The organism is Variovorax sp. FG153 (assembly GCF_057809595.1).
Genome location: NZ_JBMDKG010000057.1, coordinates 40,032 through 53,914, shown reverse-complemented (window position 1 = coordinate 53,914; position 13,883 = coordinate 40,032). Strand labels below are relative to the sequence as shown.

Below are 13,883 nucleotides of genomic sequence, written 5' to 3'. Positions count from 1 at the left end.
TCGATTGGTGCAGCGGTGACGGGCCTCGCCAACTGGACAACCTGCTCTGGCTCGCGTCGGACCTCGCTCGCAAGGCCGGGGAGCTGTTTCAGCTGAGCGAGCTGGCGCGACGAGGACCGCTCGAGACTGGCGGGTAAGTACCGATCCGCGGGCCGCGGTTTCCCGGCCCGCCCTCTCAGGCCTGAACGCCCGAAGCGAGCACTGCATCGGCGTACGACGACAGCCTCCGGATCGTCTCCCGCATGTCGCCTTCTGTCGCATCCGGATGAATGGCGCAAATCCGCAGCACGGTTCGATTGCGCAAGCGCGTCGTCAAGACCGTCGCAAAGCCCTCCTGAAGTGCTCGCGATGAAATCTCGCTGTTCAGCGCATCGAGCGCCTCCGGGCTCATGGCCGCATGCGTCATGCAGAAGGTGACGATGCCCAATTGCGCGGGCGACACGATGTCCCAGCGAGGATCCTTCTCGAGCTCGTCCTGAGCCCAGGCTGCCAACCGGCAACCATGCGCAATGGCCTCGCCCATGGCGTCCGACCCCAGCACCTGCAAGGTGAGCCACAGCTTCAGCGCGCGTGCCGGTCTCGTGAGTTCCACGCCGAGGTCCCAGAAATTGATCTGGTCGGCGTCGGTGTCGGCCTGCGCATCGAGCAGGTATTCGGGTCGGGTATGGAAGACCTGCGAGAGGTGCTTGCGCTGACGCACGAAGACCATCCCGCAGCCATACGTCTGGAACAGCCACTTGTGCGCATCCCAGCTCAGGCTGTCGGCCTCGCCGATGCCGTCGAGCAAACCCCGATGCGATGGCGACAGCGCGGCGGATGCGCCGTACGCTCCATCCACGTGCATCCACATCTCGTGTGCATCGCACAGCGCGCGAATCCGTCGCAGTGGATCGATGCTGCCGGTGTTCGTCGTGCCCGCGCTCGCAACCACGGCGAAAGGCCTGAGCCCATCGGATATGTCCTGCTCGACCGCGGCCGCCAGGGCCGTCATGTCCATGCGGAACGCGGCGTCGGTGGGCATGCGGCGAATCTGATGCGGCAGCAGCCCGAGGATCTTCAGACCCTTGGCAACGGATGAATGGGTTTGCTCCGAGACGTAGACAACCCCTTGCAGGCGCTGCGCCGGCTCGAGCTTGAAGTCGCGCGCCATCGCAAGCGCCGTCAGGTTGGCCATGGAGCCCCCCGACACGAACAGGCCACCAGCCGAAGGCGGGAGTCCGACCTGCGCCGCCAGCCATCGGATGAGCGCCGCTTCGATGACGCTGGCCCCCGAACTCTGCAGCCAGCTGCCGGCGTGGACGTTGTGAACGGCGGTCAAGTAGTCGCCCAGGGCCGACAGCGGCGAAGACGGTCCCGGAATGAAGGCCAGGAACCGGGGATGGTCCATGCGCGCACGCCAGGGGTAGATCTCCTCCAGCATCTGGTCGACCACCTCTTCCAGCGGCCGGGCCCCTGCGGGCACGCCGATCGCGCGAAGCGACTCGGCGCTGGCGTGATCGATCACGTCCACCGTACGTTGTTGGCGGGATGAAGGGCCGATCGGGCTCATGCGAGACAGGACCCGCGCCCATGCTTCCGGTGGCACCTCTCCGAGCAGGCGGCTGGGTGGGGCTCCTTCTGATGCCGAGGGAGGAAGGGCGAGGTCCGAAAGTGCAGGCATGTTGTTCACCGAATGATGTTCTGTCTTTGGCTTATTATCCCGAACGTCATTCAGCCGCCCTAGCGCTTTCAGAACCATGGCCAAAAATACGAACCAGCTTCAACCGGAGAGCAAGGCACCCGCCCGGCTGGACGCCGTCGACCGAAGACTGTTAGGGCTTCTGGCGAACGACAGCACGCTCAGCTATGCCGCGCTGGGCGAATTGCTTCACCTGTCGGCGCCCGCGGTGCACGAGCGGGTGAAGCGGCTCAAGCGCGACGGGGTGATCCTCGCGACCGTGGCGCGCCTCGATGGCGCGAAGCTGGGGCGGCCGCTGCTGTGCTTCGTGCAGGTGATCACCAGCACCGTCAAGCGTGCCCGCCAGATCGCGGCGCTCGAATCGCTTCCGGATATCGAGGAGATCCACATCGTCACCGGCGACAGCGGCCTCCTGTTGAAGGTGCGCACGCGCGATGCGCAGGCGCTGGAAGTGCTGCTGGCGCGCATCCACGAGGTCGAGGGCGTGGAAGGAACGCGCACGCAGATGGCGCTGCGCTCGCTGGTCGAACGCGGGCCCAGTCCGCACGCGGCGGATTGACGACAGGGCCCGCGCGCTCGGCTCAGCGCAACGACCTGAACGCCGCCCGCACCTCACGGCTGAACAGCTCCGGCTGTTCCCAGGCGGCGAAGTGCCCGCCGTTGTCGACCTCGTTCCAATAGATGAGCTTGTGATAGGCCCGGTCCGCCCAGCTGCGCGGCGCCTGATAGATCTCGCCCGGAAACACCGTCACGGCCGCGGGCAGCGAGATGTCCACCGCATTGAAGTTGTTCGAGTGGTCCTCCCAATAGATCTGCGCCGCCGAGGTCGCGCTGTTGGTGAGCCAGTACAGCGAGATGTCGTCGAGCATCTCGTCGCGCGAGAGCACGCGCTCGGGCACGCCGCCCGAATAGGTCCAGGTCGCGAACTTGTCGTAGATCCAGGCGGCCTGGCCCACGGGTGAGTCGGCGAGGGCGTAGCCCAGGGTCTGCGGGCGCGTGACCATCATGGCGGAGTAGCCCGAACTGTTCCTGTAGAAGTCGTCGAGCTTGTCGAAGGCGGCGCGTTCCTTCGGCAGCAGGCCGGCGGGCGCGGGGCCGCCGGCGGCGAGGATGGCGGCGATTTCGGCGGGCACGGTGCCGGGCATGTTGACGTGGATGCCGATCAGGCCCGGCACCTTCTGGATCGCCATGCGGTGCGAGATCACGGAGCCGCAGTCGCCGCCCTGCGAGACGAACTGCTTGTAGCCGAGCCGCGCCATCAGCACGCCCCAGGCGCGCGCGATGTGGTTGGAGTCCCAGCCGGTGGCTTCGGGCTGGCCCGAGAAGCCGAAGCCCGGCAGCGAGGGCAGCACGAGATGGAACGCGTCTTCGGCGCGGCCGCCGTGCGCGGTGGGGTCGGTCAGCGGGCCCACGACCTTGAGCAACTCGAAGATGGAGCCGGGCCAGCCGTGGGTCATGATCAGCGGCATCGCATCGGCGTGGCGCGAGCGGATGTGGGCGAACTGGATGTCGAGGCCGTCGATGGTGGTCACGAACTGGGGCACGGCATTGAGCCGCGCCTCGCCCTTGCGCCAGTCGTAGTCGGTGGCCCAGTAGCGCACCAGCGACCGCAAGGTGGCGAGGCGCACGCCCTGCGAGGTGTCGGCCACGGTCTCGGCGCTGGGCCAGCGCGTGGCGGCGAGGCGTCGGCGCAGGTCGACGAGCGCCTCCCGATCGACGGCGACGCGGAAGGGCCGCACCGAGGTGTCGTCGGGGCCGGTGGCCGAAGGCGGGCGCAGCATGGCGAAGGCGCCGGTGGCGGCCGACGCGGCGCTGAAGGCCATCGAGGTGGCGAGCAGGCGGCGGCGCGTGAGGGAGGAAATCGGTTCGGTCATGGCGTGGTCTCTGTGAAGTGAAAGCCACTCGATTGAAGCCAGCCGATGTATCCCGCATGTGTGAAGAATCGGCCGATTCGCATGCCTGTGTATTCGAAGCACGGCGCGACACACGGCCATACAAATCCACCGCGCGCCGGCTCCGCGAAGCCCGTGTCGGCGCTGTGGCTCGGGTATCCTCGGCGCGCCCCGACGCCCGCAGACCCCCCCACCCGCCATGAGCGACGCACCGCCCTCCGGGGCCGACGACATCCTTCACTTCGGTCCCTTCACGCTGCGCGTGGGCGAACGCCTGCTCGCGCGCGACAGCGAACCGGTGGAGCTCGGCGGTCGCGCGATGGACGTGCTGCTGGTGCTGGTCGCGAAGGCCAACGCGATCGTGAGCAAGCAGGAGCTGATGGCGCGCGCTTGGCCCGGCATGGTGGTGTCCGACGGCAGCCTGCGCTACCAGATCACGATGCTGCGCCAGGCCTTGAACGACGGCCAGGACGGCGCGCGCTACCTGTCGAACGTGGTGGGCCGCGGCTACTGCTTCGTCGCGCGTGTCACGCGTGGCGAGGCCGTGGCCGAGGTCCGGGCCGACGCAGCAGCCGCGGTGGGGCCGATCGAACCGGGCCTGCCGGCGCAGCCGCTGGAACTGCTGGGCCGCGCCAAGGACCTGGCGGCGATTCCGGCCCAGCTCGCCCGGAGCCGCTTCGTCACCATCGTGGGCTCGGGCGGCGTGGGCAAGACCTCGGTCGCGATCCGCGTGGGGCAGGACATGTTGAGCGGCTTCGACGGCGCGGTGGTGTTCGTCGACCTCTCGATGCTGGCCGACCCCGGCCTGGTGCCGAGCGCCATCGCCTCGATGCTCGGGCTGTCGGTGCGATCGGCCGATCCGGTGCCCAGCCTCATCGCCTACCTGCGCGGGCGGCGGATGCTGCTGATCCTCGACAACTGCGAGCACGTGATCGCGGCGGCCGCGTCGCTGGCCGAGCGCATCTTCCAGGCCGCGCCCGGCATCCACCTGCTCGCGACCAGCCGCGAGGCGCTGCGCGTGCCGGGCGAGCACATCCATCCGCTCGACCCGTTGGCCATGCCGCCCGACCAGCCCGGCCTGCTCGCGCGCGACGTGCTGCTGTATCCGGCCACGCGCCTGTTCGTGGACCGGGCCGGCGCGAGCGGCGCGATGCCGGCGCTCGACGATGCCGACGCGCAGGTCGTCGCGGGCATCTGCAGGAAGCTCGATGGCCTCGCGCTCGCGATCGAACTCGCGGCGCGCCGCGTGACCACCTATGGCCTGCGCCAGACCGCCGCGCTGCTGGACGAGCGGCTGGCGCTGTCGTGGCTCGGCCAGCGCACGGCGCGGCCGCGCCACCAGACGCTGCAGGCCACGCTGGACTGGAGCTACGAGCTGCTCGACCCGCGCGAGCGCGCGGTGCTGTGCCGGCTCGCGGTCTTCGTCGGCCGATTCTCGCTCGAGGCCGCGCGGCAGGTGGTGGCCGACGAGGCGATGACGCAGGCACAGGTGGTCGACGCGATCGCGAGCCTGGCCGAGAAATCATTGCTCGCGGTGCATCGCGCGGGCGGCTCCGCGCAGTACCGCCTGCTCGAGAGCACGCGCGCCTATGCGCTCGCCAAGGCCGATGCACACACCGCCGAGGCGAGCGCGCGCCGCCATGCGCTGCACTTCCGCACGCGGCTCGAGCGCATGGCCGCCGAGCACGATGCGTTCTCGGGCGACACCGCGCGCGCCTCCGACCTGGCCGACCTCGGCAACGTGCGCTCGGCGCTTGCGTGGTGCTTCGACCGCGGCGGCGATAGAGACCTGGGCCTCTCGCTGGCGGTGGCGGCCGTGCCGGCCTTCATGGCGATGTCGCTGCTGGCCGAGTGCCATGCCTGGTCGAAGCGCGCGCTGGCCGAACTCACGCCCGCCGCGCGCGGCAGCGCGGTGGAGATGCATCTGCAGGCGGCTGTCGGCCTCTCGCAGATGTTCACGCGCGGCAACAGCGACGAGGTGCGGCATGCGCTCGAGCGCAGCCTGCAGGTGGCCGAGGCGCTCGGCGACGGCGCGAGCCAGGTCCAGCTGCTGGCGCGGCTGCAGATCTTCCACGAGCGCATCGGCGATTTCGTGGAGTCGCTGAGCCATGCGAATCGCTGCGCGCGCGTGGCGGCCTCGATCGACGACCCGACCGCCCGGGCCATCGCGGATTCGCTCGTGGGGCTGTCGAACCACCTGCTGGGCGACCAGGCCGGCGCGCGGCATTTTCTCGAGGCCGCGATCGCGGGGTCGACGCTGTCGCAGCAGGGCACCAGCATCTACTCGGGCTTCGACTTCCACAACCGCGCCTGCATCTCGCTGGCCCGCACCCTGTGGCTGCAGGGCCATCCCTCGCAGGCGATGGCGCTGGCACAGCGCGCGGTCGAGGAGGCACGCGCGCTCAACCATCCGGTCACGCTGTGCATCGCGCTGATCTGGGCCGTGTCGGTCTATCTCTGGGCTGGCGATCTCGAGCGCGCCGAGCGCGACATCGACAGCTTCATCGCCTTCGCCGAATCGCATTCGCTCACGCCCTACCTCGCGGTGGGCCGCGGCGTGAAGGGCGAGCTCTGCGTGCGGCGTGGCGACGCGGAGCAGGGCGTGCGCGCGCTGCAGGGCTGCCTGGTCGAGCTGCGCGAGTCGCGTTACGAACTGCTGACCTCGGCCTTCAACCTCACGCTCGCGGAAGGCCTGGTCATGACCGGCCGGCACGACGAAGCCCTGGCCTTGATGGACGACACGCTCGCGCTGGTCCATGCCAAGGGCGACCTCTACAACCTGCCGGAGCTGCTGCGCGTGAAGGCACGCGCGCTGTCGGGCGGGCCGGCGCCGCGCCTCGCGCAGGCGCGGCAATGTCTCGACGAAGCGCTGGCGGTCAGCCGCCAGCAGGGCGCGCGCTCTTGGGAGCTGCGCGTGGCGATGGACCTGGCGCGGCTGTGGGCCGATGGCGAGCGCGCGCAGGAGGGCCGCGATCTGCTCGCGGGGGTGTTCGCCAACTTCGCCGAGGGCTTCGAGACGACCGACCTGCAGGAGGCCGCGCGCCTGCTCGACGGCGCGGAGGATGCGGTGGGCTGAGGGCAACCGCCGCCGTCCCGCTCACTAAAGCTGCACGGCCTCCACCGTCGTCGCCAGTTCCCGCAGCCGCCGCAGGCAGTCGCCCTCGGGATAGCCGAGCACCTTCTAGCGCGGCACGGCCAGCGGCAGTCGTTCGAGCAGGTGGCCCGCATGCCACGGCCAGCGGCAGTCGTTCGAGCAGGTGGCCCGCATGCTCGGCGAAATGCGGCCACGCGACGATGGTCGGGGTTTCGCCCGCGACCTCGCAGAGAAAGACCAGGTCGGCTTCGGGCAGCCAGGTGTCGACGCCCTTGGGCAGCACCGCATAGCTGACCAGCGCGCCATCGGATTCGCGCCGCAGCAAGCTGTGCTTGGCGACGAAGACGTCGACGCCCGAGCTTTCATGCGCCTTTTCCAGCACCCCCTGCTGGTCGTTGTAGTCGACCGCCTTTTCCTCGCGAAGCAGCGCCGTGAGCTGCACGCCGGCCTGCCCGGGCGGGGTCCACAGCGACCAGGTCCTGTCGCGCAGCCTGAACATCTCGGCGCTCAGCGGGCGCGATTGCTCGCGCAGCACCCGGCGCGCGGTGGCGATCATGGTCTCGAGCGCCGCCGCATCGCCGGCACCGCAGAGCAGCAGGCAGGTGCGGTTCGGCGCCATCGCCACCGGGTCGCCATCGAGCGGCAACTGCCAGGCCAGTTCGTGCAGGAAGATGCGGCCCGCGTCGTAGTAGTCGCCGTAGTTCGACACGTAGAGCCCGGGCGCGAGCTGGCCGAAGGCCGGCGCGGCCTTGTGGCGCAGGTTGTCGACCGCGATCTCGCGTCGGGCAGCAGGCGTTGCAGCTCCTGCAGGAGCAAGCGGGCGACCTGTTCGGTGCCGGGCTTCCGGTCGAAAAGGCGGCGGATGAATGACAGCAAGTTCCCCTCCTGCGAACCAGTATAGGCAGCGCCCGTGTCACGCCGGCCCCTCTTTCCGGGCGAGGTCGGATGCTACGGAGAATGTATGATTCATATATGTTTCGTATATTCGACATGCATTGAGGTTCGAGCATCCATGGCTTCCGGCATCCACATCAAGTCCCCCGAAGAGATCGAGAAGGCGCGCCAGGCCGGCCGCCTCGCGGCCGAGGTGCTCGCCATGATCGAGCCGCACGTGGTGCCGGGCGTGAGCACCGAAGCGCTCGACCGCATCTGCCACGACTACATCGTGAACGTGCAGGGGCTCGTTCCGGCCAACGTGGGCTACCTGGGGTATCCGAAGACCATCCTCACCTCGGTGAACCAGGTGGTCTGCCACGGCATTCCCTCGCCCGACAAGATCCTGAAGAAGGGCGACATCGTCAACATCGACGTGGCCGTCATCAAGGACGGCTGGTTCGGCGACACCAGCCGCATGTACTTCGTCGGCGCGCCGAGCGTGCTCGCGCGCCGGCTGGTGGAGACGACCTACGAGGCGATGCGCGCCGGCATCCTCGCCGTCCGGCCCGGCGCCACGCTGGGCGACGTCGGCCATGCGATCCAGTCGGTGGCGCAGCGCGAGCGCTTCGGTGTGGTGCGCGAGTTCTGCGGCCATGGCATCGGGCAGGTCTACCACGAGGACCTGCAGGTGCTGCACTACGGACGCCGCGGCGAGGGCCTGCGGCTCGTGCCGGGCATGGTGTTTACCATCGAGCCGATGCTCAACGCAGGCGGGCGCGAGATCCGCCACCTGCCCGACGGCTGGACGGTGGTGACGAAAGACCGCTCGCTCTCGGCCCAGTGGGAGCACATGGTGGCGGTCACGCCAGAGGGCCACGAGGTGCTCACGCGCTGGCCCGACGGGACCGGAAGCTACCCGCCGGTCTGAAGGCCGTTCGTCGAAGCGGTCCGCATCCGTAGACATCGATGGCGGCCCGGATGCGCGAATCTCCTACTTTTGCCGAGCGAGATGGCTCCCAGTCTGTGTGCATCTGTCTTTCAAGGAACCGACGCACATGGCAACCAGCAGCATCCTCGGCGGCGAGCACGCCCCGACCGCCCCCAAGGGCACCGACGCCGACGCCCTCGGCCCCAGCGATTCCAGCGACAGCGGCAGCGATGCCGCGGGCGTCGACCGCGCCGTCACCGACGGCGGCGAGGAGCCCGCTACCAACGCGGACATCCTGCCCGACCGCGTGGGTGTGTTTCCGGACGCCGCGACGGAAGTCGCCGAGGCCGTCGACGATCCCGAAGCGCTGAGCGCGGAAGAACTTGCCGACGAGGACGGCGAGGACGACGAAGAAGAGACCGCCTGATGCCAGGCGTTCCCGATGCGGCCGCGCGCCTGAAGCACACGCTGCGCCACGTGTTCGGCCATGCTCGCCTGCGCGCGGGCCAGGCCGAGGTTATCGAGCGCGTGATGGCGGGCCGGTCGACGCTGGCCGTGATGCCCACCGGCGCCGGCAAGTCTCTGTGCTACCAGCTGCCGGCCTTGCTGCTCGAAGGCCGCACGCTGGTGGTGTCGCCGCTCATCGCGTTGATGAAGGACCAATGCGACAAGCTGCAGGCGCTGGGCATCGGCGCCGTGCAGGTCAACAGCGCACTGAGCGCCGAAGAGCTGGAACGGGCCGAACAAGCGATCGACGACGGCAGCGCGCGCATCGTGCTGGTCACGCCCGAGCGGCTCTCGGACCCCGCGTTCGTGCGGCGCTTGTCGACCCATCCCGTGGCGTTGGTCGCGGTCGACGAAGCGCATTGCATTTCCCAATGGGGCCATGACTTCCGGCCCGCCTTCCTCGAGATCGGCCCGGCCGTCCGCGCGCTCGGCGGCCCGCCCGTGCTCGCGCTCACGGCCACGGCGGGCGAGGAGGTGGCGGCGGACGTCATGAAGAACCTGGGCATTCCGCGCGCCGGCGTGATCGATACCGGCGCCTACCGCGCCAACCTGCAGTTCGCGGTCGAGCAGATGACGCAGGAACAGGATCGCCAGCGCCGCATCGTCGAACTGGTGCGCGAGGAGGCCGGCAGCGGCATCGTCTACGCCGCCACGGTGAAGGCCGCGCAGGAGGCCTTCGATGCCCTGAAGGCGGCCGATCAATCGGTCGCGCTTTACCACGGCAAGCTCGGTGCGCGCGAGCGCGCCGAGGCGCAGGAAGCGTTCATGGCGGGCAGCGCGCGCGTGATGGTCGCCACCAACGCCTTCGGCATGGGCATCGACAAGCCCGACATCCGCTTCGTCGTGCATTGCCAGATGCCCTCGAGCCTGCATGCCTACTACCAGGAGGCCGGTCGCGCGGGCCGCGACGGCGAGCGCGCGCGCTGCGTGTTGCTGTTTCACGCCAAGGACCGGTCGGTGCAGCAATTCTTTCTCGCGGGCCGCTATCCGCAGCTCGAGGACCTCGATGCCGTGTACCGGCAACTGCTCGCGGAGCCACCCGAGTCCGAAGGCTGGACCGCCGCGAACCTGCTCGATGCGCTGGAGCGTCCGCGCACGCGCATGCAGGCGGCGATCGCCTTGCTGCGGCAGCAGAAGCTGCTGGCCATCGACCGGCGCGGACGCATCGCGCTGCGCCAGGCGATGGCCGAGCGCGCCGACTTCGGCGCCATGCTCGACGGCTACAAGGCGCGGCGCGAGCAGGACCGCGAGACCCTCGAGCGCATGCTGGCCTATGCGCAGTCGGGCCAGTGCCGCTGGCAACTGCTGCTCGACGACCTCGATCCCTCGGCCACGGCGAAGCGCTGCGGCACCTGCGACAACTGCCGGCGCATCGCGGCGCACGAGGCCGCGATGGCGCAGCCCATCGTGGTGAGCGAGCCAACCGCCAAGGTCGCGAAAGCCGCGACGCGCGAGCGCATGCCCTTCGCCGAGAGCGATCCCGTGAAGGTCAAGCGCTTCGGCGCCGGCGTCGTCGTGTCCTCGACCGACGGGATGGTCACGGTGGCTTTCGAGGATGGCAGCCGGCGCTGCTTCCATCCCGACTACGTGAGCCGCCGGAGAGCGGCGCGCAAGTCGCCCGCCGTACTCGCGATGTCGGGCGCCGCTAGCTTCGCGGTGCCCGTGCCGGCCTGATCCGCCGCGTGCGGCGCATCGCCAGCGCCATGAACAGCGCGCCGCCGGCGAACATGGCCAGTGGCGATGCCAGCCGGCGCGGCGCGCGACGGACAGGCCCGGGCGGCGCGCGACCGGTCGCGACCTGGCTGTCCGTGCCCGCCTCCGCCTGCCGTGCGGCTTCCTCCGTGGCCGCCTGCGCCTTGCCCGCGGCCACCGAGCCATGGGCATTGGCATAGACCTTGGTGAACTCCGCGCCCAGGAGGAAGATCTGCGCCGCGTAGTAGACCCAGGCCAGCAGCACCACCAGCGAGCCCGCGGCCGCGAAGGATTCGTTGACGCCGCTCTTGCCGAGGTACAGGCCGATCAGCACCTTGCCGATCTCGAACAGAACCGCCGTCACGAGGGCGCCGATCCACACGTCGCGCCAGGCAATGGGAGCGCTCGGCATGAACTTGAAGATCATCGCGAACAGCACGGTGAGGATCGCGAGCGAGACCAGGACGTTGAGGCCCTGCAGCAGCGTCTCCCATCCCGGCAGCAGCGCGGCGCTCCAGCTTCCCAGGGCGGCCAGCGCGGCGCTCACCACGAGCGAGACCATGAGCAGGAACGCGAGGCCGAGGATCAGTCCGAACGACAGCACGCGCGCGCGCAGGATGCCCCACACGCCCTGCGGCTTCACGCGCTCGGGCACGTGCCAGATGCGGTCGAGCGCGCTCTGCAACTCGGCGAAGACCGTGGTGGCGCCGACGACCAATACGACGATGCTGATCGCGCCCGCAATCAGGCCACGCGAGGGCTCGCTGGCGCTTCGGATCAGCCCCTGCACCGCCAGCGCGCCTTCTTCGCCGATGAGGCACGAGAGCTGTGCCGCGATCTGGCCCTGCACGGCTTCGGCGCCGAACAGCGCGCCGGCCACCGCGATCACGATCACCAGCAATGGCGCCAGCGAGAACATCGTGTAGTACGAGATCGCCGCGCCCATGCTCGGCGCGAAATCGTCGATCCATGCCATCACGGCGTCCTTGCACAGGCGAAGAAGACCGGGCGAGCGGGCGGTGCGGGTCGAGGAAGAGGCCATCGCCGACACCGTGCCCGCACCCTCGCTCGCCGGCCGTAGGAAACCGGCGGTTCATGGCGTGGGTCGCGCGGGGTGCGCATTGGCTGACAGGGGAGGGCGCGTATCCCCCACCCGGGCCGATACGGCATGGCGGTTCATTGAAGTCTTCTCTTTATCACTTCAGGAAAGACTTCTTCATGAACCGAATCACCCGAATCCTTTGCGCGAGCGGTTTCGCGCTGGCCGTCGTGCCCGCCCTGGCCCAGTCCGGTGGCAGCGGCGGTGGCGGCGGCGGGCCAGGCCTGAACAGCTCGGACAGCGTCGCGACGCAACCGAAGAATGGCGGGACCTCGGCCGCCACCCAGCCTTCGGCGACCAGCCAGGGCAATTCGATGTCGGGTGGCAACCTGAGTCCGCAGGGCAAGGCGTCGAACCAGAAGACGCGTCCGGGCACGAGTTCGTCGACGGGCTCCCGAATGGGCGAGAACCCCAACACGCAATCCACGGGACAGGGTCGGACGACGAGTCCTCAGTAAGCCGGCGTGGGGATCACTCCGGCTCGATGCCGGCGGCCTTGATGACCTCGCTCCACCGGCGCGACTCGCTGGCCTGAAACCGTGCGAGCTCCTCGAGCTCGGGCGTCCATGCGGAGGCGCCCGCGGCCTGCAGGAAGCCTTGCGTCCGGGGCCCGACGACCGCCGCGGCCAGCGCCTCGCGCAGCTTCGCCACCACCGGCGCGGGCGTGGCGGCCGGTACATAGGCGGCGAACCAGTAACCGAGGTCGTAGCCCTTGAGGCCCGACTCGTCGAACGTGGGCACGCCAGCGAGGGCCGGCCTGGCCGAAGAGACGGCGATCGCGCGCAGGCGCCCGCCCTCGATCTGCGGAATGCCGGTCACGGTGTCGACGATCATCATGTCGAGCTGCCCGCCGATGAGGTCGGTCATCGCGTTGGGGTTGTTGCGATAGGGCAGGTAGAGGAGGTCGGTGCCGCTCATCTGCTTGAACATCTCGCCGGCGATGCGGCTCGACGAGTTGCCGGCGCCGAACGAGAGCTTGCCCGGTGCCGCGCGCGCGGCGGCGATGACGTCGGCGAGGGTCTTCAGGCGCGAATCCGGCCGCACCACCAGCACCATGCCGCCGCGTCCCAGGCCGGTCACCGGCTTGAAGTCCTTCACGGGATCGTAGGGGAGCTTCTTGAACAGGTGCGGGTTCGCGACCTGCGTGGTGTTGGTCGTGATCAGTACCGTGTAACCGTCGCCCGCGGCGCGGGCCACCTCCTGGCTCGCGATGAGCCCGCTCGCGCCGCCCTTGTTCTCGACGACGACCGGCTGCTTGAAGCGCTCCGCGCCAGCTCGACCGACTCGTCGCGCTCGCGGGGCGAAGCGAAGTAGTAGGTGTGGTCGCCGCGATCGAGCGCGAGCCCGAACGGCATCACCAGCCTTCCCTCGGCGAGGTCCTTCTCGACCAGCGCCTTCTGCGCCATGGCCACGCCATGCCCCTCGACCGCCGCCTGGTAGGACAGCAGCGAGGTCTCGTACTTCATGCCCTGGTAGGCGTTGACGCCGGGCGCGCCGGCCGCGCGCAGCCACAGGGCCCAGTCGTCGATGCGCGCGAGCGAATGCAGCAGCGTCTCGGAGGCCAGCTCGTGCGGCTCCCGCGGCACGGCGGCGCCCACGCGCGGCGCCATCACCGGCACGAGTTCGTTCGGCACCAGCTTCTGCACGATCAGCCGCGGCCAGTGGCCGTCGCCGAGTTCGATGCCGGCGTCGATGTCCTCGCGGCTGAAGTCCAGCGGCGCCGCCGATGCGGTCAGCTGGACGTCGATGCCCGGATGCAGCTGATGGAAGCCCGCGAGCCGCGGAATAAGCCAGCGCACCGCGAAGGTGGCCGGCGAGCGGATCCGCAGCACGCGCCGCCGGTAGCCGCCACCCATCGCGGCGTTGGTGGTCTCGCGCAAGGCCATGAAGAGCGGCGTGATCTCCGCCAGGTATTTCGCGCCCGCGGGCGTGAGAGACAGGCCGCCATGCTCGCGCCGGAACAGCTGGAAGTTCAGGAACTCCTCGAGCACGCGGATCTGCCGGCTGACGGCCGCCGGTGTCACGAACAGTTCCTCGGCCGCCTTCGAGATGCTCAGGAGGCGCCCCGCGGCCTCGAACATCTTCAGCGGGTTGAGCGGCGGCAGCGGCGTCATGGT

11 protein-coding genes and 1 pseudogene are annotated in these 13,883 nt (G+C 69.5%); 7 read left to right on the top strand and 5 right to left on the bottom strand.

All coding sequences use genetic code 11. From position 1 onward, the window contains the following. Positions 1 to 175: 175 nt before the first annotated feature. Positions 176 to 1,549, bottom strand: coding sequence for a pyridoxal phosphate-dependent decarboxylase family protein (locus tag ACODT0_RS36985; protein WP_489043594.1), 1,374 nt, complete (start codon positions 1,547 to 1,549; stop codon positions 176 to 178). A gap of 187 nt (positions 1,550 to 1,736) precedes the next feature. Here ACODT0_RS36985 and ACODT0_RS36980 point away from each other — a divergent pair, with 187 nt between their 5' ends. Next, positions 1,737 to 2,237 carry an Lrp/AsnC family transcriptional regulator gene (locus tag ACODT0_RS36980; protein ID WP_489043593.1) on the top strand — a complete coding sequence of 167 codons (501 nt, stop codon included), beginning with the start codon at positions 1,737 to 1,739 and terminating at the stop codon, positions 2,235 to 2,237. A gap of 22 nt (positions 2,238 to 2,259) precedes the next feature. Here ACODT0_RS36980 and ACODT0_RS36975 read toward each other — a convergent pair whose 3' ends face one another. Further along, positions 2,260 to 3,552 carry an epoxide hydrolase family protein gene (locus ACODT0_RS36975; RefSeq protein WP_489043592.1) on the bottom strand — a complete coding sequence of 431 codons (1,293 nt, stop codon included), beginning with the start codon at positions 3,550 to 3,552 and terminating at the stop codon, positions 2,260 to 2,262. A gap of 217 nt (positions 3,553 to 3,769) precedes the next feature. Here ACODT0_RS36975 and ACODT0_RS36970 point away from each other — a divergent pair, with 217 nt between their 5' ends. The 5 genes from ACODT0_RS36970 (at position 3,770) to ACODT0_RS36950 (ending at position 10,649) form a co-directional block, all read left to right on the top strand. After that, positions 3,770 to 6,646 (top strand): ATP-binding protein, encoded by a 2,877-nt coding sequence (locus ACODT0_RS36970; RefSeq protein WP_489043591.1) that lies wholly within the window; start codon positions 3,770 to 3,772, stop codon positions 6,644 to 6,646. A gap of 190 nt (positions 6,647 to 6,836) precedes the next feature. Beyond that, entirely contained in the window at positions 6,837 to 7,565 is a 729-nt protein-coding gene (locus ACODT0_RS36965) for a hypothetical protein (protein WP_489043590.1), read from the top strand. Between the two features lie 111 nt (positions 7,566 to 7,676). Then, positions 7,677 to 8,468, top strand: a complete 792-nt coding sequence (gene map, locus ACODT0_RS36960) for a type I methionyl aminopeptidase (protein WP_479668874.1) — start codon at positions 7,677 to 7,679, stop codon at positions 8,466 to 8,468. 127 nt (positions 8,469 to 8,595) lie between these two features. After that, positions 8,596 to 8,895, top strand: coding sequence for a hypothetical protein (locus tag ACODT0_RS36955; protein ID WP_479668875.1), 300 nt, complete (start codon positions 8,596 to 8,598; stop codon positions 8,893 to 8,895). Continuing rightward, complete coding sequence (locus ACODT0_RS36950; RefSeq protein WP_489043589.1) at positions 8,895 to 10,649, top strand: RecQ family ATP-dependent DNA helicase; 1,755 nt, start codon at positions 8,895 to 8,897, stop codon at positions 10,647 to 10,649. Before ACODT0_RS36955 ends, ACODT0_RS36950 begins: the two co-directional genes overlap by 1 nt. On the opposite strand, the gene ACODT0_RS36945 is transcribed toward ACODT0_RS36950, so the two are convergent. Continuing rightward, a complete protein-coding gene (locus ACODT0_RS36945; RefSeq protein ID WP_489043588.1) occupies positions 10,621 to 11,643 on the bottom strand; it encodes a YihY/virulence factor BrkB family protein in 1,023 nt (340 codons plus the stop codon). The two genes, ACODT0_RS36950 and ACODT0_RS36945, sit on opposite strands and share 29 nt — an antisense overlap. A gap of 242 nt (positions 11,644 to 11,885) precedes the next feature. On the opposite strand from ACODT0_RS36945, the gene ACODT0_RS36940 reads away from it, so the two are divergent. Then, entirely contained in the window at positions 11,886 to 12,224 is a 339-nt protein-coding gene (locus tag ACODT0_RS36940; protein ID WP_489043587.1) for a hypothetical protein, read from the top strand. A 13-nt stretch (positions 12,225 to 12,237) separates the two neighbouring features. Here the strand turns inward: ACODT0_RS36940 and ACODT0_RS36935 are convergent. Next, a pseudogene (locus ACODT0_RS36935) lies at positions 12,238 to 12,999 on the bottom strand (Bug family tripartite tricarboxylate transporter substrate binding protein); the annotation flags it as partial. Next, on the bottom strand, positions 12,927 to 13,880 hold the full coding sequence (locus tag ACODT0_RS36930) for a LysR substrate-binding domain-containing protein (RefSeq protein WP_489043586.1): 954 nt from the start codon (positions 13,878 to 13,880) through the stop codon (positions 12,927 to 12,929). The pseudogene ACODT0_RS36935 and the gene ACODT0_RS36930, both read right to left, overlap by 73 nt. Between the last annotated feature and the right edge of the window lie 3 nt (positions 13,881 to 13,883).

Excerpts from the sequence above, each read along its gene's own strand:
- ACODT0_RS36985 (WP_489043594.1), bottom strand. The coding sequence starts at position 1,549 with ATGAGCCCGATCGGCCCTTCATCCCGCCAACAACGTACGGTGGACGTG.
- ACODT0_RS36980 (WP_489043593.1), top strand. The coding sequence starts at position 1,737 with ATGGCCAAAAATACGAACCAGCTTCAACCGGAGAGCAAGGCACCCGCC.
- ACODT0_RS36975 (WP_489043592.1), bottom strand. The coding sequence starts at position 3,552 with ATGACCGAACCGATTTCCTCCCTCACGCGCCGCCGCCTGCTCGCCACC.
- ACODT0_RS36970 (WP_489043591.1), top strand. The coding sequence starts at position 3,770 with ATGAGCGACGCACCGCCCTCCGGGGCCGACGACATCCTTCACTTCGGT.
- ACODT0_RS36965 (WP_489043590.1), top strand. The coding sequence starts at position 6,837 with ATGCTCGGCGAAATGCGGCCACGCGACGATGGTCGGGGTTTCGCCCGC.
- map (WP_479668874.1), top strand. The coding sequence starts at position 7,677 with ATGGCTTCCGGCATCCACATCAAGTCCCCCGAAGAGATCGAGAAGGCG.
- ACODT0_RS36955 (WP_479668875.1), top strand. The coding sequence starts at position 8,596 with ATGGCAACCAGCAGCATCCTCGGCGGCGAGCACGCCCCGACCGCCCCC.
- ACODT0_RS36950 (WP_489043589.1), top strand. The coding sequence starts at position 8,895 with ATGCCAGGCGTTCCCGATGCGGCCGCGCGCCTGAAGCACACGCTGCGC.
- ACODT0_RS36945 (WP_489043588.1), bottom strand. The coding sequence starts at position 11,643 with ATGGCATGGATCGACGATTTCGCGCCGAGCATGGGCGCGGCGATCTCG.
- ACODT0_RS36940 (WP_489043587.1), top strand. The coding sequence starts at position 11,886 with ATGAACCGAATCACCCGAATCCTTTGCGCGAGCGGTTTCGCGCTGGCC.
- ACODT0_RS36930 (WP_489043586.1), bottom strand. The coding sequence starts at position 13,880 with ATGACGCCGCTGCCGCCGCTCAACCCGCTGAAGATGTTCGAGGCCGCG.